Genomic DNA, 22,622 nt, shown 5'->3' on the forward strand with positions numbered 1-22,622 from the left:
CGAAACGCCCATGCCCACCCCGTCCCGCCTCGGCGTCGCCGCCGCCCTGCTGCTCGGCAGCCATCTCGCCCATGCAGCCGACCTTCCCGCCGATGTGCTGCGCCAGGTGCCGGCCGGCTATCAGCCGCTGGCGCAGTTGCAGGCCGATCTCGATGGCGACGGCCGCGCCGATTATCTGGTCGCGCTGCAGCAGCGCGGCGAGGCGCAGCGCGATCCGGCCCCGGCGCGACCGCTGCTGATCTTCGTGCAGCAGGGCGACGGCCACTACCGGCTGGCGGCGCGCAACGACCGGGTGATCCTCAAGCGCGACGAGGGCGGCCAGTGCGATCCGTTCACCGATGGCGACGAACCGTTCGCGGCCAAGGGTCGCTACTTCACCGTGCAGAACGGGGTCTCCTGCGGCCAGCACTGGACCGACTTCATCACCTTCCGCTACGACGCGCAGCGCAAGCAGTGGCTGTTCCACAAGCGCATCCAGCAGCGCTGGGAGATGAACCCAAATCCTTCGCCCGACGCCGAGGCCCTGGTCAAGGACGCCGACCAGGTGCAATCGGCCGATCCACGGCACGCGGTCGCCTTCGCCGATTACCTGCCGCGCTGAGGCGCGGACGCGCCGCGATCGCGGCCCGCCCGGCACGATCGGGCGGCCCGCGCATCCGCCGCTCACGGGCGGCGGAAACGCGCCCGCGCCCGTTCCACCTGCGCACGCACCACGCAGTCCTCGGCGTGATCGTTGACCAGGCCCATGGCCTGCATGAAGGCATACACCGTGGTCGGCCCGACGAACTTCCAGCCGCGCGCCTTCAGCGCCTTCGACAACGCCACCGATTCGGGCGAGGTCGCACGCGTTTGCGCGGTGTCCGCCGCCGGCGCCTCGTAGCGCCAGACGAACGCCGCCAGCGACCCTTCCTGCCGCACCAGCGCCTGGGCCATGCGCGCATTGTGGATGGCCGCCTCGATCTTGCCGCGGTGGCGGACGATCCCGGGATCCTGCAGCAGCCGCGCCACGTCGCCGTCGTCGAATAAGGCAAGGCGCTGGTAATCGAAGTCGAGGAAGGCCGCGCGGAAGTTCTCGCGCTTGGCCAGGATGGTGCGCCAACTCAACCCGGACTGGAATCCCTCCAGGCACAGCTTCTCGAACAGGCGGCGGTCGTCGTCGACCGGAAACCCCCACTCGCTGTCGTGGTAGTGGAAGAACTCCGGCGCCGCCGCGCACCAGCGGCAACGCGGGCGACCGTCGGGGCCGGGAATGGTGGCGTTCATGCGCAGGTCCTGTCGATGCCGCGACGCCGGCTCATGCCAGCAGGAATTCGAGGCCGGGTGCGGCCTTGGCCGGCGCCACCTCGACGATTTCACTGCGCACCACGCCGGCCGCGACGAACGGATCCGCCTGCAGCCGGCGCTCGAGGTCGGCGCGGCTCAGGCCATGCGCCAGGATCGCGCCGCCGGCCTGCGGCGGCAGGCTCCCGGCCAGCGCGAACACGCCATCGTCAAAGCCCTGCTGCAACCACTGCACATGCGCCTGCAGCAACGGCCCGGCCTGACTGCGATCGGCGGCAAAACGCAACAACACGATGAACATGAGCACGCTCCTGCGAGTGAGAAAGAGGAAAACGACGCCGATCACGTGGCTGCCGGCGCGGCGGCAACCGCGTCGAGCCAGGCTTGCATGCGCGCGACCTCGCGCTGGACGAAATCCGCATCGCCGAACGCCTGCGCCAGCACCGCCACGCCCTGGCTGAAGGCCAGCACGTGCATGGCCAGCGCATCGGCCTCGGCGCTGCGCCCGAGGCGTTCGAACTGCCGGCGCAGCCACTGGCGGAACAGGCCGAACAGCTGCGTGGCCTGCGCCTGCGCAGGGTGCTCGAGCTTGGACAGCTCGCCGCACAAGCTTCCGACCGGGCAGCCATGGCGCATGATCGACGCCTGGTTGCGCACCACGATCTGGATGAATTGGCGAATGCCGTCGGCGGGTGCTGCCGCTGCGTCTTCCCAGCCCTGCAGCATCGTCCGGGTCCGTTCCAGACGCAGCGCGATCACCGCATCCAGGATCGCGTCCTTGCTCTTGAAGTGGTGGTAGAAGTTGCCGCGGGAGATGCCGACCGCATCGGCGACATCGGCGAACGAGGTGGCCGCATAGCCCTGCGTGTAGAACAGGCGGTCGGCCTCGGCAACGATGCGTGCACGCGTGTCCATCCTCATCCCCCCGATCAGGCCAAGCCCATTAGGACAACCATCCTAATGCCGGCAATGCGACTAGGTCAATCGACCTAGAACGGCCGCCCGCCGCCGGTTGCCGCAGCGCTGCCATCGATCCGCCTGGCGCCGACGCGGACCGCCACGCACGCAAGGCCTGCGTGCTCGTGCGCGTAGCGTCGCCATCCGGGCCGACGCGTAGGGCGACCCTCGCACGTACGTCGCGCCCCTCACCCGCCGCCGCGCGCTGCGAACGCCGCCACCGCGACGCCAGGCGCCACCGCCTCCATGCCGGATGCCAGGCGTGACCAGTGCCGTGTCCGAATGCGGCCGGCACGGCGGCACGCCGACCGGCACGCTGCGCGCTCCATCCGTTCCTGGAGCGCCCATGTCCAGCTTCCGTTGCGTCGGCCTGCCGGCCGCGCCGTTCGCCCTGCTGTTCGACCTCGACGACGCACAGCTGCAGGCACGTCACGCGCGGCGCCTCCGCGCCGACAGCGCGCTCGGCTATCCCTGCCGGATCAGCCTGGAGGACGCGCGGCCCGGCGAGGAACTGCTGTTGCTGCACTACCTGCACCAACCCGCGCAGACCCCGTACCGCGCCGCCGGCCCGATCTACGTGCGCCGCCACGTCGCCACCGCCACACCGGCGCCGGGCGAAGTGCCCGATGCCATCGTCCGCCGCTTGATCTCGCTGCGCGGCTACGACGCCCACGACATGCTGATCGCCGCCGACGTGCAGCCGGGCGAACGCATCGCCACCGCGATCGCCTGCGCCTTCGCCGATCCGCAGGTGCGCTACCTGCATCTGCATCATGCGCGGCAGGGCTGTTTCGCGTGCCGGGTGGAGCGGGAGCCGGGATTGGGGAGTCGGGATTGGGGATGAGTGGCTGCACCGCGATCTGAAACGCCGCCGTTGCCGTCGTAGGAGCGGCTTCAGCCGCGATGGCCTTCCCGGGAAGGCCTGTCGCGGCTGAAGCCGCTCCTACGACATCCGCAGCCGCAACCCCGCTTTTCACCAATCCCCACTCCCAAATCCCCAATCCCGGCTACTCACCCAGATTGATCCACGTCGCCTTCATCTCCGTGTACTTGTCGAAGGCGTGCAGCGACTTGTCGCGGCCGTTGCCCGATTGCTTGTAGCCGCCGAACGGGGCGGTCATGTCGCCGCCGTCCCAGTAGTTCACCCACACGCTGCCGGCGCGCAGCTTGCGCGCCACGCGGTGCGCGCGGCCGATGTCGCGGGTCCACACGCCCGCCGCCAGGCCGTAGTCGCTGTCGTTGGCCATGCGCAGGGCGTGCGCCTCGTCGTCGAAGGCGATCACCGACAGCACCGGGCCGAAGATCTCCTCGCGGGCGATGGTGTGTTCGTGGCCGACCTCGTCGAAGATGGTCGGCTCCACGTAGCAGCCGCCGGGCACCACCTCCACGCGCTTGCCGCCGAGCAGCAGGCGCGCGCCCTCGGCGTTGCCGCGGGCGATGTAGTCGAGCACGCGGTGGGTCTGGGTCTCGTCGACCAGCGCGCCCATCGCCGCATCGTCGTCGAACGGATGCCGCGGCTGCAGCGCGCGGCCGGCGGCGACCACGCGTTCGACGAAGCTGTCCTTGATCGAACGCTCCACCAGCAGCCGCGAGGCCGCGGTGCAGACCTCGCCCTGGTTGTAGAAGATCGCCATCGCCGCCGCCTGCGCCGCCTGTTCCAGGTCCGGCGCATCGGCGAACACCAGGTTCGGGCTCTTGCCGCCGCATTCCATGTACGCGCGTTTCATGTTCGACAGCCCCGCGCACTGCAGCAGGCGCCGGCCGACCGCGGTGGAGCCGGTGAACACCAGCCCGTCCACGTCCATGTGCAGCGCCAGCGGCTCGCCGGCGCCCTTGCCGAAGCCCGGCACCACGTTGAACACGCCGTCGGGAATGCCCGCCTCGGCGACGAGTTCGGCCAGGCGCAACGCGCTCAGCGGCGATTTCTCCGAAGGCTTGAGCACCACCGAGTTGCCCGCGGCCAGCGCCGGGGCGATCTTCCACGCCGCCATCAGCAGCGGGAAATTCCACGGCACGATCGCGCCGACCACGCCCAGCGGCTCGCGGGTGATCAGGCCCAGTTCGTCCTGTCCGGTCGGCGCCACTTCGCCGTACAGCTTGTCCACCGCCTCGGCGGTCCAGGACAGGCAGCGCACCGTCGCCGCCAGGTCGACCCGCCGCGCATCGCGCACGGGCTTGCCCATGTCCAGCGACTCCAGCAAGGCCAGTTCGTCGGCATGGCGTTCGACCAGGTGCGCCAGCGCCAACAAGCGCTTCTTGCGCTGCGCCGGCTTGGCCTGCGACCAGTGCCCGGCCTCGAAGCTGCGCCGCGCCGCGGCGACCGCGCGGTCGATGTCCGCGGCCTCGCCCTCGGCCACGCGACCCAGCAGGCGGCCGTCGATCGGGCTGATGCAGTCGAAGGTCTTGCCACTGGCCGCATCGACGTAGCGGCCGTCGATGAAGGCCTGGGTCCGCGGACGCAGCGTGTCGGCCAGCGCCTGCCAGGCGTCGCGGGTGCGGGGTGCGGTCATCGGGAACTCCTGCTGCGGAGGAAGGATCGGAGGGACGCGACGGCCAACGGTGGCGCGCTGCGCATGCGGCTCAGAACGTGGCCGGCGTATTGGCGCTGACCAGCACCGCGGTCTCGCGGCCGACGTTGCGGAACCGGTGCGGCACCCGGCTTTCGAAATAGTAGCCCTCGCCGGCGCGCAGCACCCGCACCTGGCTGCCGACGGTGATCTCCACCTCGCCGGCCACCACCACCCCGCCCTCTTCGCCATCGTGCACCAGCATCGCGCTGCCGGTGTCGCTGCCGGGCGGCATCACCTCGCGCAGGATGCACATCTGCCGCTGCGGGCGATGCCGGCCGACGAGGTAATAATGGATGCCGTCGCTGCCGACGTCGGGCAGTTCGTCGGCGCGATAGAACGGCGCATCGGCCCCGCCGGCGTCCAGGTCCTGGGTGAAGAATTCGGCCAGCGAGATCGGGATGCCGTCCAGCACCTTCTTCAGCGAACTGACCGACGGGCTGACCTTGTTCTGCTCGATCAGCGAGATGGTGCTGTTGGTCACGCCCACGCGCTTGGCCAGCTCGCGCTGGCTCAGGCCGTGGGCGGTGCGAACCCGATGCAGGCGGGCGCCGATATCCATCGCGAATGGGAACGCCGGTGGCGGTGTTGCCGGATACTTTACACACCCGCCCCGGACGGTCAATTTCGCGCCGCGCGCCCGTGTTGCGGCGCAACCAGGAAAAGCCCGCCCGATTCGCGCGAACTGCGACACGCCGGGTCACACCCGGCGCAGCGGCATGGTGTAAAGTTTTTTCAACATCCCTCGCGTGGAGCCTGCGATGCGCCCTCAGCCGCCCCTCTCGTCCCAGGCGCTGTCCGACCACTACGCTGCGCAGGCCACCCGCGCGCCGGACACGCTGGAGGCGTTCTGGATGCCGTTCACCGCCAACCGCCAGTTCAAGGCGCGGCCGCGGCTGCTGGCCTCGGCCGAGGGCATGCACTACCGCAGCGTGGACGGGCGCCAGATCCTCGACGGCACCGCCGGGCTGTGGTGCTGCAACGCCGGCCACGCGCGGCCACGCATCGTCGAGGCGGTGGCGCGGCAGATCGCCACGCTGGATTTCGCGCCGACCTTCCAGATGGGCTCGCCGTTGCCGTTCGTGCTGGCCGAGCGGCTGGTGGAACTGGCGCCGCCGGGCCTGGACCACGTGTTCTACACCAACTCCGGCTCCGAGTCGGTGGACACCGCGCTGAAGATCGCGCTGGCCTATCACCGCGCCCGCGGAGAGGGCCAGCGTACCCGCTTCATCGGCCGCGAGAAGGGCTACCACGGGGTCGGCTTCGGCGGTATCTCGGTGGGCGGCCTGCCGAACAACCGCAAGGCATTCGGCCCGCTGCTACCGGGCGTGGACCATCTTCGGCACACGCTCGACCTGGAACGCAACGCATTCTCGCGCGGCCTGCCGACGCATGGCGCGGAACTGGCCGAGGACCTGGAGCGGCTGGTCACCCTGCACGATGCCTCCACCATCGCCGCAGTGATCATCGAACCCATCTCCGGTTCGGCCGGGGTGGTGCTGCCGCCGCACGGCTATCTGCAGCGCATCCGCGAACTGTGCGACAAGCACGGCATCCTGCTGATCTTCGACGAGGTCATCACCGGCTACGGCCGCGTCGGCCACGCCTTCGCCGCGCAGCGCTTCGGCGTGACCCCGGACATGATCACCACCGCCAAGGGCCTGACCAACGGCTGCGTGCCGATGGGCGCGGTGTTCGTGTCCCACGCCATCCACGAGGCGTTCGCGCACGGCCCGGCCAACGCCATCGACCTGTTCCACGGCTACACCTATTCCGGCCATCCGCTGGCCTGCGCCGCCGCGCTGGCGACGCTGGACACCTATGCCGAGGAACAGTTGTTCGACAAGGCGATCGAACTGGGCCCGGTGTGGGAGGAGGCCATCCACCGGCTGCGCGATCTGCCGCACGTCATCGACATCCGCAACTTCGGCCTGATCGGCGCGATCGAACTGGCGCCGCGCAAGGGTGTGCCCGGCGCGCGCGCCTACGAGATCTTCGAGCGCTGCTTCCACGAAGGCGACCTGCTGATCCGCGTCACCGGCGACACCATCGCGCTGTCGCCGCCGCTGATCGTGGAAGCCACGCACATCGAGCGCATCTTCGCGATGCTGGCGGACATGATCCGCAGCACACCCTGATCCTTCCCTCACCCAACCCACCGCCCGCGCTCCCCACGCGCCGCGTCTGCCTGGAGAACCGCACATGCTGGTCGGCGTTCCGAAAGAGATCAAGAACCACGAGTACCGGATCGGGCTGACCCCGTCCGGGGTCCGCGAACTGGTGGTGCACGGCCACCAGGTGCTGGTGCAGCGCGGCGGCGGCCAGTCCATCGGTCTGACCGATGCCGAGTACGAGCGCGCCGGCGCACGCATCGCCGAGGATGCGGCCAGCGTGTTCGCGCAGGCCGAGATGATCGTCAAGGTCAAGGAACCGCAGCCGGAGGAATGCGCGATGCTGCGCCCCGGGCAATTGCTGTTCACCTATCTGCACCTGGCGCCGGATCCGCAGCAGGCGGCGGCGCTGCAGCGCTCCGGCTGCACCGCCATCGCCTACGAGACCGTCACCGATGGCCACGGCGGCCTGCCGCTGCTGGCGCCGATGAGCGAGGTCGCCGGGCGCATGGCGATCCAGGCCGGCGCGCATGCGCTGGAGAAGGCGCAGGGCGGCTCCGGCGTGTTGCTCGGCGGCGTGCCCGGGGTCAAGCCGGCGCAGGTGCTGGTGATCGGCGGCGGCGTGGTCGGCATCAACGCCGCGCGCATGGCGATGGGGTTGCACGCGCGGGTGACCGTGCTGGACCGCTCGCTGGAGCGGCTCAAGTACCTGGACGAGCTCTACGGCCAGCAACTGACCACGCTGTACTCCACCCGCGATGCGATCGAGCAGTGCCTGCCGCACACCGACCTGGTGATCGGCGCGGTGCTGATCCCCGGCGCGGCCGCGCCCAAGCTGGTGTCGCGCGACCAACTGGCGCTGCTGCGGCCCGGCTCGGTGCTGGTGGACGTGGCGATCGACCAGGGCGGCTGCTTCGAGACCAGCCGCCCGACCACGCACCAGCAGCCGACCTACGAGGTCGACGGTATCGTGCATTACTGCGTGGCCAACATGCCCGGCGGCGTGGCCCGCACCTCCACCTTCGCCCTGACCAACGCCACCCTGCCGTTCGTGCTGCTGCTGGCCGAACACGGACTGCAGGCGCTGCGCGACGACCAGGACCTGCGCAACGGCCTCAACGTGCACGCCGGCAAGCTCACCCACCGCGCGGTGGCGCAGGCGCTGGGCCAGGAGTTCGTGCGGCCGCTGGACGCGCTGGGCTGACCCTGTCCATCCGAGGATCGAGCACGATGCGCGACACCCTGTCCCACTACATCGACGGCCAGCCCGTCGCCTTCCGCGGCGACGACCACGCCGAGGTCTTCGACCCGGCGACCGGCGTCGTCCAGCGCCACGTGCCGCTGGGCGCCGCGCATGCGGTGGAGATGGCGGTGCACGCCGCCAGTGCGGCCTTCCCCGGCTGGGCGGCGACGCCGCCGCTGCAGCGCGCGCGGGTGCTGTTCCGCTTCCGCGAGCTGCTGGAACGCAATGCTGATGCACTGGCACGCTGCATCAGCGCCGAGCACGGCAAGACCGTGACCGACGCGCGCGGCGAAGTGGTCCGCGGCATGGAGGTGGTGGAGTTCGCCTGCGGCATCCCGCACCTGCTCAAGGGCGAGCATTCGCACGACGTCGGCCGCGGCGTGGACGCCTGGAGCGAATACGCGCCGCTGGGCGTGGTGGCCGGCGTCACCCCGTTCAACTTCCCGGCGATGGTGCCGCTGTGGATGCTGCCGGTGGCATTGGCCTGCGGCAACAGCTTCGTGCTCAAGCCCTCCGAACACGCGCCCTCGGCGTCGCTGCTCCTGGCCGAATGGCTGCACGAGGCCGGATTGCCGGCCGGCGTGTGCAACGTGGTGCACGGCGCCAAGCCGGCGGTGGACGCGCTGCTGGCGCACCCGCAGGTGCAGGCCCTCAGCTTCGTCGGCTCCACCGCGGTGGCCGCCGACCTGTACGCGCGCGGCAGTGCGCTGGGCAAGCGCGTGCAGGCGCTGGGCGGGGCCAAGAATCACCTGGTGGTGCTGCCCGACGCCGACCTGGACGATGTCGCCGACGCCCTGCTCGGTGCCGGCTACGGCTCGGCGGGCGAACGCTGCATGGCGATCTCGGTGGCGGTGTGCGTGGGCGACGCGCTGGCCGATGCGCTGGTGGCCAAGCTGGCGCCGCGTGTGGCCGCGCTGCGCCTGGGCGCGGGCCAGGCCGACGCCGGCCGCGACGAGCCGGACATGGGCCCGCTGGTCAGCGCCGCGCACCGGGAGCGCGTGCTCGGCTACATCCACAGCGGCGTGGCCGAGGGCGCGCGCCTGGTGGTCGACGGCCGCCCGGCGGGTGCGCCCGACCACCCGCAGGGCTTCTTCCTCGGCGGCAGCCTGTTCGACCACGTGCGCAGCGACATGCGCATCTACCGCGAAGAGATCTTCGGCCCGGTGCTGTGCGTGGTGCGGGTGGCCGACGCCGCCGCCGCGTTGCGCCTGATCGCCGACCACGACTACGGCAACGGCGCGGCGGTGTTCACCCGCGACGGCGGCGCCGCGCGCGCGTTCGCGCGGCAGGTGCAGGCCGGCATGGTCGGCATCAACGTGCCGATCCCGGTGCCGATGGCCTTCCACAGCTTCGGCGGCTGGAAGCGCTCGCTGTTCGGGCCGCTGCATGTGCACGGCCCGGACGGGGTGCGCTTCTACACCCGGCTCAAGACCGTCACCGCGCGCTGGCCGGAGGCCGCGGGCGGCGCCGAGTTCACGATGCCGACGATGCGGTAGAGGGCTAGGAATGGGGAATCGGGAATAGGGAATCGCAAAAGCGCCGCGGCGCCCGCATCGGACAACCCGGCAACCGCATCACTTGCTGTTGCTGTTGCTCTTGCTGTTGCGATTCCCCAATCCCGATTCCCCATTCCCGGCCCTGCGCCCACCGCAGCGCAACACGCGCCGGCCGAGGGCCGGGTGTAGCCTTGCGCCACCCCGGCGCCCGGCCGGGTCCGCCGCCGCCACAGGAGCCGCTCCATGATCAAGGTCAGCGTGATGTACCCGTACACGCCAGGCGCCCGTTTCGACCATGCCTACTACCGCGACACGCACATGCCGCTGGTGCAGGCGCGCATGGGCGCGACCTGCCTGCGCTACACCGTGGACAAGGGCCTGTCCGGCGGCACCCCCGGCAGCGACCCGATCTACGTCGGCATGTGCCACATCTTCTGCGACTCGGTGGAGTCCTTCCAGGCCGGCTTCGGCCCGCATGCGGAGGAGATCCTCGGCGACATCAAGAACTACACCGACCTGACGCCGGTGATGCAGATCAGTGAGGTGGTTGTCGGGTAAGGCTCGCTGCGCGAGCCGGGATTGGGCATTCGGGATTGGGGATTGGCAACAGCACGCAGATTTGCGCATTTGCGAATCCCGAATCCGCCAATCTCCAATCCCGGCCCTCTACAATGCCGCCCCCGTCGCCACGCCGCACCGCCCGTTGATGAACATCGTTGTCAAAGAAGACCTCAAGGCCTACATCGATCCGCTGACCGCCGACGAATACGCTGCCCTGGAACGCAGCCTGCTGGCCGAGGGCTGCCGCGACGCGCTGGTGCTGTGGGGCGACATCCTGGTCGACGGGCACAACCGCTACGGCATCTGCCAGAAGCACGGCCTGCCGTTCCAGACCGTACAGAACACCCGCTTCCAGTCGCTGCAGGACGTGCACCTGTGGATGATCGACCAGCATCTGGGCCGGCGCAGCGTCTCCGACTTCCAGCGTGGTGTGCTGGCGCTGCGCAAGCGCGAGATCCTCGCCGAGCGGCGCGCCAGCGCAGCCGCCGCGGACACCCCCGCTGCCGACGTCGCCGACACCGACCGTGCCGCCGCCGATTCCGCCGATGCCGTCAACGACGCCGATACGCCGCCCTGGGCGGACGCGCCGGCACCGCTGAGCCGCGCCGAGCTGGCGCGCGTGGCGCGGCTCAGCAACAGCCAGGTGGTGCAGATCGAGAAGATCCAGAAGCAGGCCGCGGCCGAGGTGGTGGAAGCGGTCAAGTCCGGTGCGATCTCGATCAATGCCGCCGCGGCGGTGGCCAGCCTGCCTGAGGAGGAACAGCGCGCCGCGGCGATGGCCGGCAAGGACGAACTGAAGCAGGCCGCCAAGCGCGCCCGCGAGTCCAAGCGCAAGCCCAAACCGGCCCCACCGGCCGCCGCCGAGGACGCGGCGTCCGCAGCGGACGCCGAGGGCGACGCCACGCTTGCGTTGCGCCAGCGCGTGGCCGAACTCGAGGCCGAGAACCAGGCGCTGCGCGAGGAAGTGGCGGCGCTGCGCGCGCAGTTGCCGGGCTGATCCACGCATACACGTCATCCATGCCCCGGCCGGATGACCTGGCCGCCGCGCATGCAACCGCGCTCACCGCGCACTGCGTAGACTCGGCCGCATGAGCGTGTCTTCCGGCCCTGCCCTGCCCCCCGATCCGCGCCGCGCGCAGTTGCGGCGCATGAAGCTGCTGGCGGCGCTGTTGCTGCTGGCGATGCTGTGCGGCTTCCTGCTCAGCCATGCCATGGGCCTGCACGGGGTGTGGGCCTGGGTCGGCGCGTTCTGCGAAGCGGCCACGGTCGGCGCGCTGGCCGACTGGTTCGCGGTGGTGGCGCTGTTCCGGCATCCGCTGGGCCTGCCGATTCCGCACACCGCGATCATCCCGCACGGCAAGGCGCGCATCGCCGACAGCCTGGCGGTGTTCGTGCGCGATCAGTTCCTGGAACCGGGCGCGCTGCTGGCCAAGCTCAGCGCGTTCGATCCCGCGGCGCGGCTGGGCCAGTGGCTGGCCGAGCCGGCGCAGTCCGCACGGCTGGCCGATCTGGCCCGCGGCTGGGCGTTGCAGGCGCTGGACTTGCTGGACGAAGCCGCGGTGCGGCGCCGCATCCATGGTTTCGTGGTGGCGCGGCTGCGCGACTGGGACGCCGCCGCCACCGCCGGCGAACTGCTCGGCCTGCTCACCGCCGACAGCCGCCACCACGCACTGCTCGACGAAGCGCTGACCCGGCTCGGCCGGCACCTGGACGATGCCGCGGTCAAGCAGCGGGTGTCGGCAATGATCGTCAAGTACGCGCGGCGCGAATGGCCCAAGCTGGTCGGCACCGTGGAATGGGTGAAGCCGGTGGAAGGCATCGCCGACACCCTTGCCGAGCGCCTGGCGCACGCGCTGCTGGAAGAACTGCAGGACGTGCTGTCGCAGCCGCAGCATCCGCTGCGCCAGGATTACGAGCGCTGGCTCGGCGGTTACGTGCAACGGCTGCGCGCCGATCCCGCCACCGCCGAGAAAGTGCAGGCGCTGAAGCAGCGGCTGATCGACCACCCCGGCGTGCAGGAGTACGTGCAGGGCCTGTGGGATCAGATCCACGGCGCGCTGCGCGAGGACCTGTCGCGCCAGGACGGTGCGCTGGTGCAGCACCTGCAGTGCGCCCTCGGCGCGCTCGGCCAGTCGCTGGCGCAGGATCCCGCCCTGCGCGAGGCGCTCAACCAGCACCTGCTCGGCGGCGCCGAGCGGCTGACCCAGCGCCTGCGCAGCGGCGTCACCGAGCACATCGCGCAGACCGTGAAGGGCTGGGACGAACGCCACCTGGTCGAGCAACTGGAGCTGAGCGTGGGCCGCGACCTGCAGTACATCCGTTTCAACGGCACTCTGGTCGGCGGATTGATCGGGCTGGCACTGCACGCTGCCGTCACGCTGCTTGGCTGAGCGTGCATGGCAAGGATGCACTGCGCCGCTGGCGCGGCCGGCCCCGCTGCCGACGCACGATGCGACGCACGCACCCCACGACGGACCGCTGACCCGCGGCACCCGGTGCCACCCACACAGCAAGGTGTAGACACGCCTCGACTCTTTGCACCGAAGGGCTGGCGCGACAGCCACGCCCGCGCTAGCGTTGGGGGACGACCTGCGGGGCCTGCGTCGCCGCTGTGAACGCCATCCCGCAACCGGTCGGGGGAAGCCGATGCGCGTGCCGAACGCGCGTTCGCCAGAGGAAGGGGGAGCATGTCGAAGAAACGCCGGACACCCATCGCCGGCCCTGCGCGGCTTGCGCGGCTCGCCGCCCTGGCCGTGCTGGCCGTCGGGCTGCTCGCCGCGCTGCTGATCGCGCATGGCGTGCAGCAGCGCAACCGCGCGCAGGCGCAGGCGCGCTTCCAGCAACTGGCCTCGCACGTCGCCAACGATCTGCGGCAGCGCCTGGACATGTACGAGCACGGCCTGCGCGGCGCGCGCGGTGCGGTGATCGCGGCCGGCGGCGACCGCATCTCGCGCGAGCGCTTCGCCCGCTATAGCGCCTCGCGCGACTATCTGCGCGAGTTCCCCGGGGTGCGCGGCTTCGGCTACATCCAGCGGGTGCCGCGCGCCGAGGAGGCGGCGTTCCTGCAGCAGGCCCGCGCCGACGGCGCACCGTCGCTGCAGATCAGTGAGCTGGGGCCGCACGACGGCGATCGCTTCGTCATCGTCTACATCCAGCCGACGCAGTCCAACACGCCGGCACAGGGCTTCGACATCGCCTCCGAACCGGCGCGACGCGACGCGGCGATCGCCGCCGCGCACTCGGGCAAGCCCACCATCACCGCGCCGATCCGCCTGGTGCAGCGGCCGGGGCTGGGCAAGAGCGGCTTTCTGCTGTTGTTGCCGGTGTATCGCGAAGGCCTGCCGCTGCAGACCCCGGAACAGCGCTGGCAGGCCACCAGCGGCTGGGCATACGCCCCATTGAGCATCGCCGAGGTACTGGCCTCCTCCGACGACCACCGCAACGAACTGCATCTGAGCCTGGCCGACAGCCAGACCCCGGCGCAGCCGTTCTATCGCGACAGCGCCACACCGATCCTGGCCGGAGGCCCCACCGCCGAACGCACCCTGGCGGTCTATGGACGCCAGTGGCGCATCGGCGCACACGCCACGCCGGGCTTCATGCGCTCGCTCGACCAGACCTCGCCGCTGTTCGCCGGCGCCCTGGCCGCCGGCATCGCGCTGTTGCTGGCCACCCTGCTGTACGTGTTCCTGACCAGCCTGCGCCGCCGCGACCTGATCCTCAGCGAGCAGAGCCAACTGGCCGCCCTGGTCGCCGGCACCAGCGAAGCGATCGTCGCCGAAGACCTGAGCGGCCGCGTGACCCACTGGAATCCCGCGGCCACGCGCATCTTCGGCTACACCCCCGAGCAGGCCATCGGCCAGCCGCTGCAGCGGTTGCTGGGCGCGCACGTCCGCGATCCCATCGACAGCGGCGACGGCGTCCGCGAACTGCGCCACCGCGATGGTCACACCGTCAGCGTCCTGGCCAGCGTCTCGCCGATCGCCGGCACCCGCGGCGGCACCATCGGCCATTCGCACCTGCTGCACGACGTCACCGAACAGGTGCGCGCGCAGGCGCGGGTGCTGGAGCTCAACGCCACGCTGGAGCAGCAGGTGGCCGAGCGCACCAGCGAACTGGTGACCTATTCGGCGCTGCAGCGCGCGATCCTGGCCAATGCCGGCTACGCGATCGTCGCCACCGATCCGGACGGCGTCATCACCCTGTTCAATCCGGCCGCAGAACTGCTGCTCGGCTACGCCGCGCACGAGTTGATCGGGCGCAAGGCCACGGGCCTGTTCCTGGACCCGGAACAGCTGAGTGCACGCGCCGAGCGCATGGCCGCGCAATCGGGCATGCCGGTGCAGCCCTCGTTCGAGTCGGTGGCCGCGCTGTCCACGCTGGGACGCAGCGACACCCGCGAGTGGACCTACCTGAGCAAGGATGGCCACGCCTTCCCGGTCTTGCTCACCCTGAGCACGCTGCGCGACGACGACGACCGGGTGATCGGCTACCTCGGCATCGCGGTCGATCTGACCGAGCAGAAGCGGCGCGAGCGCGAGCTGCGCCTGGCGATCGACGCGGCCGAAAGCGCCAACCAGTCCAAGAGCGATTTCCTGGCCAACATGAGCCACGAGATCCGCACGCCGATGAACGCGATCCTGGGCATGCTGTACCTGCTGCGGCACAGCGCGCTGTCGCAGGCGGCGCAGGACATGATCCAGAAGATCGAGCTGTCCGCACGCAACCTGCTGGAGATCATCAACGACATCCTCGACTTCTCCAAGATCGAGTCCGGGCGCATCGACCTGGAATCGGCGCCGTTCGATCTCAACGAGTTGCTGGAGAACATCGCCGCGCTGATGACCTCGGCGACCAGCGCCAAGCCGGTGGAGATGATCGTCGAGCCGCTGCCGCCGGGCTGCCGCTGGCTGCGCGGCGACGCGCTGCGCCTGAACCAGGTGTTGATCAACCTGGTGGGCAACGCCATCAAGTTCACCGAACAGGGCGAGGTGGCGCTGTCGGTGCGTGCCTTCCCCGGCGCCGAACCCGGCAAGCTCAAGCTGCTGTTCTCGGTGCGCGACACCGGCATCGGCATCCCGCGCGAGAAGCAGAGCCTGATCTTCTCGCCGTTCCTGCAGGCCGACACCTCCACCAGCCGCCGCTACGGCGGCAGCGGCCTGGGCCTGACCATCAGCCGGCGCCTGGTGGAGCTGATGGGCGGGCAACTGGAAGTGCAGAGCGCTCCCGGCCAGGGCAGCGATTTCTACTTCGTCATTCCGTTCGCGGTGGCGCCGGCACCGGCCGCCGACGCCGAACCGGCGCAGGCGCGGCGGGTGTTGATCGCCGACGACCACGACCTGGTGAGACGCAGCCTGACCGACATCGCCAACGGCTTCGGCTGGCAGGTGGAAGCGGTGTCCAGCGGCACCGCCGCGTTGGCCGCGGCCGCGCCGGAACGGGCCGAATTCGACGTGATCCTGCTGGACTGGCGCATGCCCGACCTGGACGGGTTGAGCGTGGCCCAGCGCATCCGCGCGCAATCGGCGCCGGACCGGCAGCCCATCATCGTCATGGTCACCGCCTACGAGCGGCGCATGATCCAGGAGCAGCAGCCTGGCGTCGCCGACGTGGATGCGGTGATGACCAAGCCGGTCACCGCCTCGGCCCTGCAGCGCACCATCGCCATGCTGCTGGCGCGCCGCAACGGCGAGCTGCCCGCGCCAGCGCACGGCGACGGCGTCGCACGCCTGGCCGGGGCCCGCTTGCTGGTGGTCGACGACAGCGACATCAACCGCGAGGTCGCGCAGCGCATCCTCGAAGGCGAAGGCGCGCTGGTCGACCTGGCGCAGGACGGCGCGCAGGCGCTGCAGCGGCTACGCCGCGATCCCGGCCGCTTCCACGTCGTGCTGATGGACGTGCAGATGCCGACCATGGACGGCTACGAAGCCACCCGGCAACTGCGTGCCGATCCGGACCTGGCCGCCGTGCCGGTGATCGCCCTCACCGCCGGCGCCTATCGCCAGCAGCAGGAGATGGCGCTGTCCAGCGGCATGAACGGCTTCATCGCCAAACCGTTCCAGGTCGAGGACCTGATCGCGATCATCCGCCGGTTCCTGCCGCCGGACCTGACCGCGCTGCCCCTGCTGCCGCTGGCGGCGCCACCGTCGGCGCTGCCGGCGGACGAGTGGCCGGTCAGCGATCCTGCGTTGCTCGATACCGTCCAGGCGCAGCGGCTCTGGGGCGAGCGCGATCCGTATCGGCGCTATCTGCTGAAGCTGTTGCAGGAGCATCCGGACCCGGCGGCCAGCGTCCGCACCCTGCTGGAAGCGCAACGGCCCGCCGAGGCCGTCTCGCTGGTGCACAAGTTGCGCGGCTCAGCCGGATCGCTGGCCTTGCCGGCGTTGAGCATCGCCAGCGCCGCCCTCGAAGAACGCTTGAGCACGGCGCCGACGCAGGCCGACGCCGAGATCGCCGCGCTGGCCGCGGCGATGGCCGACACCGCTGCCGAAGTGCTGCGCTTCGCCGACGCCACCCAGGTTGCGACGCCACCTGCGGCAGCGAACATCGCCGCGGTCGATCCGGCGACGCTGCAGGCCTCCTGGTATCAGGTGCTGCAGGTGCTGGACAGCGACGATCCGGACCGCATCGACCGTACGCTGCGGCAACTGGCGCCTGTCCTGCCGGCGGCGCAGGCCGCCGAACTGCAACAGTTGCTGGAGAATTTTTCCTTCCGCGAAGCCGAGGCTCAAGTCAGGCGATGGCTGGCCGATGCACGCGATTGAGAGAGCGCCGCCCGCGCGGCGGCGCGTGTCCGACGGGAACCCACCATGACCCAGCCTTGCATCCTCTGTGTCGATGACGAACCCAGCAACCTGGCGCTGATCCGCCAGCTCCTGCGCGAGGACTATGCGCTGGTGTTCGCCAAGAACGGCGCCGAAGCCCTGCGTGGGGTGGCCAAGCACCGCCCGGCGCTGATCCTGCTGGACGTCGACCTGCCCGACATCGACGGCTACACCCTCGCCCGCACCCTGAAGGAAGACGCGCGCAGCGCGGCGATCCCGATCATCTTCGTCACCGGCAAGGACAAGGACACCGACGAGAGCATCGGGTTCGACGCCGGCGGCGTCGACTACATCACCAAGCCCTACTCGCCGAGCATCCTGCGCGCGCGGGTGCGTACCCACCTGTCGCTGGTCAGCGCCACCAGCCTGGCCGACAGCCACCGCGACGCGATCGAGATGCTGGGCATGGCCGGCCACTACAGCGACTCGGACACCGGCACGCATATCTGGCGCATGGCCGCCTACGCCCGCGCGCTCGCGCTGGCCGCCGGCTGGTCGCGCGAGGACGCCGACCTGCTGGAGCAGGCCGCGCCGATGCACGACACCGGCAAGATCGGCATCCCCGATGCGGTGCTGAAGAAGCCCGGGCCGCTGGACGCCGCCGAGTGGCAGGTCATGAAGCGGCACCCGAGGATCGGCTACGACATCCTCAGCCGCAGCAGCGCGCCGCTGTTCCGGCTCGCCGCCGAGGTCTCCCTGTACCACCACGAGCACTGGGACGGCGGCGGTTACCCGGCCGGCGTCTCCGGCACGCAGATCCCCGAATCGGCACGGATCGTGGCGCTGGCCGACGTGTTCGACGCGCTCACTTCACCGCGCCCGTACAAGGACGCCTGGCCGCTGGAACAGGCGATGGCGCTGTTCCGCGACAAGGCCGGCAGCCAGTTCGAGCCGCGCCTGGTGCAGCTGTTCGAGGCGATCCTGCCGCAGATCCTGCAGATCCAGGCGTACTGGAACGAGCGCGAGACCGAGGATGACCCGCCGCCACGCGGCAAGGCGCAGGCCGCGCTCGGGCAGCACGGCGGCTGATACAAGCCCCTCTCCCCCCGGGAGAGGGGTTGGGGTGAGGTGAGGGGACGGCGCGAAGCGACTCGCAGAGATCGAGGACACGCGGCTTCGCCCGCACCCTCACCCGCCCCTTCGGCGCACCTTCTCCCGGATGGAGAAGGAACAGCGCACTACGCTCCGCGACGGGCGTGACCGGTCACGCCCATCGCGGCTGAAGCCGCTCCTACGAAAGACACACGATGCACCGCTTCTCAGCGCCGCTGCAGACGCCAGGCGCGGTGGATGCGCGGGTTGCGCTCGAAATCGACGTCGATGGTCTGCGCGCTGATCTCCTCGCACACCGCGAATTCGGCCAGCGCGCTCTCGTCCAGCTTGAAGCGGCGGAAGTTGTTGGAGAAGTACAGCACGCCCTCGGGCATCAGCCGCGCCACCGCCGCGCGCAACAGCCGCACGTGCTCGCGCTGGATATCGAAATCCTCGGCGCGCGCGGAGTTGGAAAAGGTCGGCGGGTCGCAGAAGATCACGTCGTAGCGGTTCTTCTCCGCCTCCAGCCAGCTCAGCGCGTCGGCCTGCACCAGCCGGTGCTGGGCGCCGCCCTTGCCGTTGAAGGCCAGGTTGTCGGCGCACCACTGCAGATAGGTGCCGGACAGGTCCACGCTGGTGGTGGAATCGGCGCCGGCCACCGCCGCCTGCACGCTGGCCACGCCGGTGTAGCAGAACAGGTTGAGGAAACGCTTGCCGCGCGCCTGCTGCGCCATCACCCCGCGCAGCGGGCGGTGGTCGAGGAACAGCCCGGTATCCAGGTAGTCGAACAGGTTCACCCGCAGCAGCGCATCGTGCTCGCGCACCACCAGGAACTCGCCACGCTGCTCGAAACGGCCGTACTTGCTGCCGCCCTTGCCGCGTTCGCGGGTCTTCAACGCCACCTGCTCGGCCGGCACCGCGAACACCTCGCGCGCCGCCGCCAGCAGTTCGTTGCGGCGGCGGCGCACGTCCACATCGGGAATGCTGTCCGGCGCCGCGTACTCCTGCACGTGCAGGAAGGTGCGTGCCTGGCCGCCGTCTTCCTGGTACACGTCGATCGCCGCCGCGTACTCGGGCAGGTCGGCATCGTAGGCGCGGTAGCAGCCGATCCGCTCGCGCGTGCGCCAGGTCTTGAACTTGCGCAGGTTCTTGCGCAGGCGGTTGGCGACCATCTGTGCGCCGTCGCTGAGCGCGCGCGGCTCCTCGCTGGCACCCGCACGCGGCGCGACCGCGATCGGGTCGCAGACGATCAACGGGCACTCCAGCGCACCGTTGAACATCTGGTACTTCTTGGCCGCGCGCAGGCCGGTGGCGTAGGCCAGTTCGTCGCTGCCGCACAGCAGGCTGGCGCGCCACTGCGGTACCGCGCGCTTGAGCGCATCGCCCAGGCGCCGGTACAGCGCCGCGTCGGCGGCCAGGCGCTCGTCGTAGGGGGGATTGCACACCACCGTGCCCAACGCCTGCGCCGGAACAGGCAGCGCCGCGACGTCGTGCGCGGCGAAGGCGATCGCCTCGACCACGCCGGCTGCCAGCGCGTTCTGGCGCGCCGCGCGCAGCGCATGCGGGTCGATGTCGCTGCCGTACAGCACCGGCCGCAATGCGGCGCGGCCGGCCTGGGCGCGCTGCCGCGCCTCGGCCAGCAGCGTCCGCCAGGCCGCCACATCGAACCCCAGCCAGCGACTCGGCGCGGCATCGGCATCGGTGTCGCCGCGCTGCTGCGCCGCCAGTTCGCCGCGCAGCAGGCCCGGCGCGACATCGGCGGCCATCAGCGCGCCTTCGATCAGCAGCGTGCCGCTGCCGCACATCGGATCCAGCAGGCCACCGCCCTGCGCATACAGCGCCGGCCACTGCCCGCGCAGCAGCACCGCCGCGGCCAGGTTCTCCTTCAGCGGCGCCTCGTTCTGCGCCTGGCGCCAGCCGCGCCGGTGCAGCGAGCCGCCGCCCAGGTCCACCGACAGCGTCGCGCGCCCCTTGCGCAGCGACAGGTTCAGGCGCAGGTCCGGGTGCTCCACGTCCACCGACGGTCGCTCCAGGCCCTCGCCGCGCAGCGTGTCCACCACCGCATCCTTGACCCGCTGGGCGGCGAAGCGCGCATGAGTGATGCCGGTGCCGGACACATGCGCGTCCACCGCCAGGGTGTGCTGCGGCGCCAGATGGCTGCGCCACGGCAGCGTGGCCACGCCGGCGTACAGCGCCGCCTCGTCGGGGCAGTCGAAGGACTGCAGCGGCCACAGCACCCGGCTGGCCAGGCGCGACCACAGCACCGCGCGCTGCGCGTCCTGCAGGCTGCCTTCGGCATTGACCCCGGCGACGGTGGCGGTGGCCTGCGCCGCGCCGAGCGCGAGCAGTTCATCGACAAGCAGGTATTCCAGGCCCTTGGCGCAGGAGACGAAGAATTTCACGGAAGGCGGACCAGGACGGACGGGAGGGAGGCACGGCGGACGCCGCGCGCGTGGCGCATCGCCGGCGCCGGATCCGGCGTTGCCGCGGCCGCGGCCGCGGATCGGGGATGAGCACGCGAACGCACCGCACCGGAACGGCGCGCAGAATACCACAGGGTCCGTGCGCCCCTGCCCGCTGCGCGGTGTCCTGACGCAGGGTGCGCCGCGGCCGTCACTGGCCTCGTGTGACGGGTACAGTGACGTCGCCCGTCGGCGTTAGCTTCGCGACCAGCCCGCGCCGTGGCAGATGAAGCTGGCGCTGCAGACACGCCCTCCTGCCGCCTTGGTGCGCGACGCGCCGCGCAATGCGAGGCCACGAATCCGGCGCTGGGCATGCCCGGCGGCCGCCCCCGTCGACGGCAGCGTACGCCGCTCACCACGGCGTCAGCCGCCACGCCTCGGCATCGGCCTGCAAGCGCTGCTGCAGGCGCAGCATGTCCAGGAAATCCGCATCGTGCGAGACCACCAGCAGCGCGCCGGGATACTGCAGCAGCACCGCGCGCAGCGCGTCGCGGGCCTCGCGGTCCAGGTGGTTGTCCGGCTCGTCCAGCAACAGCAGTTCGGCCGGCGGCGTGCGATAGAAGGCGCAGGCCAGCGCGGTCTTCAGCCGTTCGCCGCCGCTGAGCTGGCCGCAGGGCACGCCGATGCGCTGCGCGTCCAGGCCGAGCAAGGCCAATCGCGTGCGCAGCTCGGCGAGCGCCATGCCGGGCGCGGCGGCCTGCACCTGCGCCAGCGCGGTGGCAGCCGGGTCCAGCGACACCAGCGACTGATCCAGGTAGGCGCTGGCGGCGCGCACCCGGCAACTGCCGGACAGCGCCGCCACCTGCCCGGCCAGCGCACGCAGCAGGGTCGACTTGCCGCTGCCGTTGGCCCCGACCACGCCGATCCGTGCGCCGCCCTGCACCACCAGATCCAGCGGCTGCCGCGTCGCCGGCGCGAACGGCAGCCGCAGCGCCTGCAGTTCGACCAGGCGCCGGGTGGCCGCATCGGCCGGCGGCGGCGCGAACAGCGCCACCGGCGCGTCGGGCTGCGCCTGGCGCGCGGCCTCGGCGATCCGCGCCAGGCTGCGCGCCTGCGTGGCCTGATGATCGCGCACCCGCTTGCCGGCGCTGTCCTGGCTGCGCTGCTTCTGCCGGCCGAGCAGGATCGGCGCCTGGTTGGCCGCGCCGGCCTGCTGCCGCCCGCGCGCACTGCGCCGCTGCTGTCGATCGTGCTGCGCCTGCCAGGCGGCGCTGTCGCGCGCGTGCTGCAGCTTGTGCTGCGCCAGTTCGGCCTGCGCAGCCTCGCGCTCGCGCGCCCGGCACTGCAGGTAGAACGCGTAGTCGCCGCCGTAGTCGCGCAGCCCGCTTGGCGACAGTTCCAGCGTGCGCTGCATGTCCTGCAGCAGCAGCGCATCGTGGCTGATCACCAGCAGGCCGCCCGGCCAGCGCTGCAGCGCCTCGCGCAGGCGCTGCCGCTGCGCCGCGTCAAGGTGCAGGGTCGGCTCGTCCAGGATCAGCGCATCGGCATCGGCCAGCCAGGCGCCGACCAGCGCCACCCGCATCGCTTCGCCGCCGCTGAGCGTGGCCGCCAGGCGTTGCGGCTCCAGCGCACCGAGGTCGTGCGCGTGCAGCTGCGCCTGCAGGCGCTGGACGATGTCCCAGCGTTCGCCGAGCGCGTCGAAATCGGCCACGTCGGCACTGCCGGCCTCGATCCGCGCCAGCGCCCGCAACGCCGCGCCCACCCCCGCCAGGTCGGCGACGGTGGCGTGCGGTGCCGGCGCGATCTGCTGCGGCACGTAATGCAGGCGGCCATGGCGCACGCAGCGTCCGGCGCTGGGCGTCAGTTCGCCGGCGAGCAGGCGTGCGAACACGCTCTTGCCGACGCCGTTGCGGCCGACCAGGCCGGTGCGGCGCGCATCGAGCGCGAAGTGCAGATCGGAGAACAGGATCCTGCCATCGGGCAGGACATGGGTCGCGCTGTCCAGCGCAAGCAGCGGATGCGTCATGGGAACCTCCATGGATGCCGGTCGTGCCCGCCGATCGCTCGGCAGGAAGGACGAAGGCCGTCGCGAAGACGGCGGCATCAATGGCGCATCGGCGTGAATCCTCGATCGGGGTGGACGCGGGA

17 protein-coding genes are annotated in these 22,622 nt (G+C 71.0%); 10 read left to right on the forward strand and 7 right to left on the reverse strand.

Annotation, left to right across the window (positions count from 1 at the left end; genetic code table 11):
• Positions 1-10: 10 nt before the first annotated feature.
• Positions 11-601 carry a hypothetical protein gene (locus PIQ37_RS02180; RefSeq protein ID WP_342072179.1) on the forward strand — a complete coding sequence of 197 codons (591 nt, stop codon included), beginning with the start codon at positions 11-13 and terminating at the stop codon, positions 599-601.
• Between the two features lie 62 nt (positions 602-663).
• On the opposite strand, the gene PIQ37_RS02185 is transcribed toward PIQ37_RS02180, so the two are convergent.
• The 3 genes from PIQ37_RS02185 to PIQ37_RS02195 are packed head-to-tail and all read right to left on the reverse strand — an operon-like array spanning position 664 to position 2,196.
• A complete protein-coding gene (locus PIQ37_RS02185; RefSeq protein WP_342072180.1) occupies positions 664-1,263 on the reverse strand; it encodes a DNA-3-methyladenine glycosylase I in 600 nt (199 codons plus the stop codon).
• Between the two features lie 31 nt (positions 1,264-1,294).
• Positions 1,295-1,627, reverse strand: a complete 333-nt coding sequence (locus tag PIQ37_RS02190) for a YciI family protein (RefSeq protein WP_342072181.1) — start codon at positions 1,625-1,627, stop codon at positions 1,295-1,297.
• Entirely contained in the window at positions 1,624-2,196 is a 573-nt protein-coding gene (locus PIQ37_RS02195) for a TetR/AcrR family transcriptional regulator (protein ID WP_342072182.1), read from the reverse strand. The genes PIQ37_RS02190 and PIQ37_RS02195 overlap by 4 nt, the downstream gene beginning before the upstream one ends.
• 388 nt (positions 2,197-2,584) lie before the next feature.
• Here PIQ37_RS02195 and PIQ37_RS02200 point away from each other — a divergent pair, with 388 nt between their 5' ends.
• The gene (locus PIQ37_RS02200; protein ID WP_342072183.1) at positions 2,585-3,082 is read left to right on the forward strand and encodes a DUF1203 domain-containing protein; all 498 of its coding nucleotides are present in this window, start codon (positions 2,585-2,587) and stop codon (positions 3,080-3,082) included.
• A gap of 163 nt (positions 3,083-3,245) precedes the next feature.
• Here the strand turns inward: PIQ37_RS02200 and PIQ37_RS02205 are convergent, their stop codons facing one another.
• Together PIQ37_RS02205 and PIQ37_RS02210 are read right to left on the reverse strand one after the other, a co-directional pair.
• On the reverse strand, positions 3,246-4,748 hold the full coding sequence (locus tag PIQ37_RS02205) for an aldehyde dehydrogenase (RefSeq protein ID WP_342072184.1): 1,503 nt from the start codon (positions 4,746-4,748) through the stop codon (positions 3,246-3,248).
• Positions 4,749-4,818: 70 nt separating this feature from the next.
• Positions 4,819-5,367: a cupin domain-containing protein gene (locus tag PIQ37_RS02210; RefSeq protein ID WP_342072185.1), complete on the reverse strand. Its 549-nt coding sequence runs from the start codon at positions 5,365-5,367 to the stop codon at positions 4,819-4,821.
• 187 nt (positions 5,368-5,554) lie between these two features.
• Between PIQ37_RS02210 and PIQ37_RS02215 the strand changes: the two genes are divergently transcribed.
• The 8 genes from PIQ37_RS02215 to PIQ37_RS02250 all read left to right on the forward strand — a co-directional run bounded on the left by PIQ37_RS02215 (position 5,555) and on the right by PIQ37_RS02250 (position 18,069).
• Complete coding sequence (locus PIQ37_RS02215) at positions 5,555-6,943, forward strand: aspartate aminotransferase family protein (RefSeq protein WP_407136387.1); 1,389 nt, start codon at positions 5,555-5,557, stop codon at positions 6,941-6,943.
• A 64-nt stretch (positions 6,944-7,007) separates the two neighbouring features.
• Positions 7,008-8,120 (forward strand): alanine dehydrogenase, encoded by a 1,113-nt coding sequence (gene ald / locus PIQ37_RS02220; protein WP_342072187.1) that lies wholly within the window; start codon positions 7,008-7,010, stop codon positions 8,118-8,120.
• Between the two features lie 26 nt (positions 8,121-8,146).
• A complete protein-coding gene (locus PIQ37_RS02225) occupies positions 8,147-9,655 on the forward strand; it encodes a CoA-acylating methylmalonate-semialdehyde dehydrogenase (protein WP_342072188.1) in 1,509 nt (502 codons plus the stop codon).
• A gap of 243 nt (positions 9,656-9,898) precedes the next feature.
• Entirely contained in the window at positions 9,899-10,213 is a 315-nt protein-coding gene (locus PIQ37_RS02230) for an EthD family reductase (protein WP_342072189.1), read from the forward strand.
• 148 nt (positions 10,214-10,361) lie between these two features.
• A complete protein-coding gene (locus PIQ37_RS02235) occupies positions 10,362-11,213 on the forward strand; it encodes a ParB N-terminal domain-containing protein (protein WP_342072190.1) in 852 nt (283 codons plus the stop codon).
• A 91-nt stretch (positions 11,214-11,304) separates the two neighbouring features.
• Positions 11,305-12,606, forward strand: a complete 1,302-nt coding sequence (locus tag PIQ37_RS02240; protein WP_407136389.1) for a DUF445 domain-containing protein — start codon at positions 11,305-11,307, stop codon at positions 12,604-12,606.
• A 297-nt stretch (positions 12,607-12,903) separates the two neighbouring features.
• Positions 12,904-16,980 carry a CHASE domain-containing hybrid sensor histidine kinase/response regulator gene (locus PIQ37_RS02245; RefSeq protein WP_342072191.1) on the forward strand — a complete coding sequence of 1,359 codons (4,077 nt, stop codon included), beginning with the start codon at positions 12,904-12,906 and terminating at the stop codon, positions 16,978-16,980.
• 45 nt (positions 16,981-17,025) lie between these two features.
• On the forward strand, positions 17,026-18,069 hold the full coding sequence (locus PIQ37_RS02250; protein ID WP_342072192.1) for a response regulator: 1,044 nt from the start codon (positions 17,026-17,028) through the stop codon (positions 18,067-18,069).
• Positions 18,070-18,299: 230 nt separating this feature from the next.
• Here the strand turns inward: PIQ37_RS02250 and rlmKL are convergent, their stop codons facing one another.
• Entirely contained in the window at positions 18,300-20,474 is a 2,175-nt protein-coding gene (gene rlmKL / locus PIQ37_RS02255) for a bifunctional 23S rRNA (guanine(2069)-N(7))-methyltransferase RlmK/23S rRNA (guanine(2445)-N(2))-methyltransferase RlmL (RefSeq protein ID WP_342072193.1), read from the reverse strand.
• Positions 20,475-20,886: 412 nt separating this feature from the next.
• The gene (locus PIQ37_RS02260) at positions 20,887-22,500 is read right to left on the reverse strand and encodes an ABC-F family ATP-binding cassette domain-containing protein (protein ID WP_342072194.1); all 1,614 of its coding nucleotides are present in this window, start codon (positions 22,498-22,500) and stop codon (positions 20,887-20,889) included.
• Positions 22,501-22,622 lie beyond the last annotated feature (122 nt).

The organism is Xanthomonas protegens (genome assembly GCF_038442435.1).
Taxonomy (GTDB): Bacteria; Pseudomonadota; Gammaproteobacteria; order Xanthomonadales; family Xanthomonadaceae; genus Xanthomonas_A; species Xanthomonas_A sontii.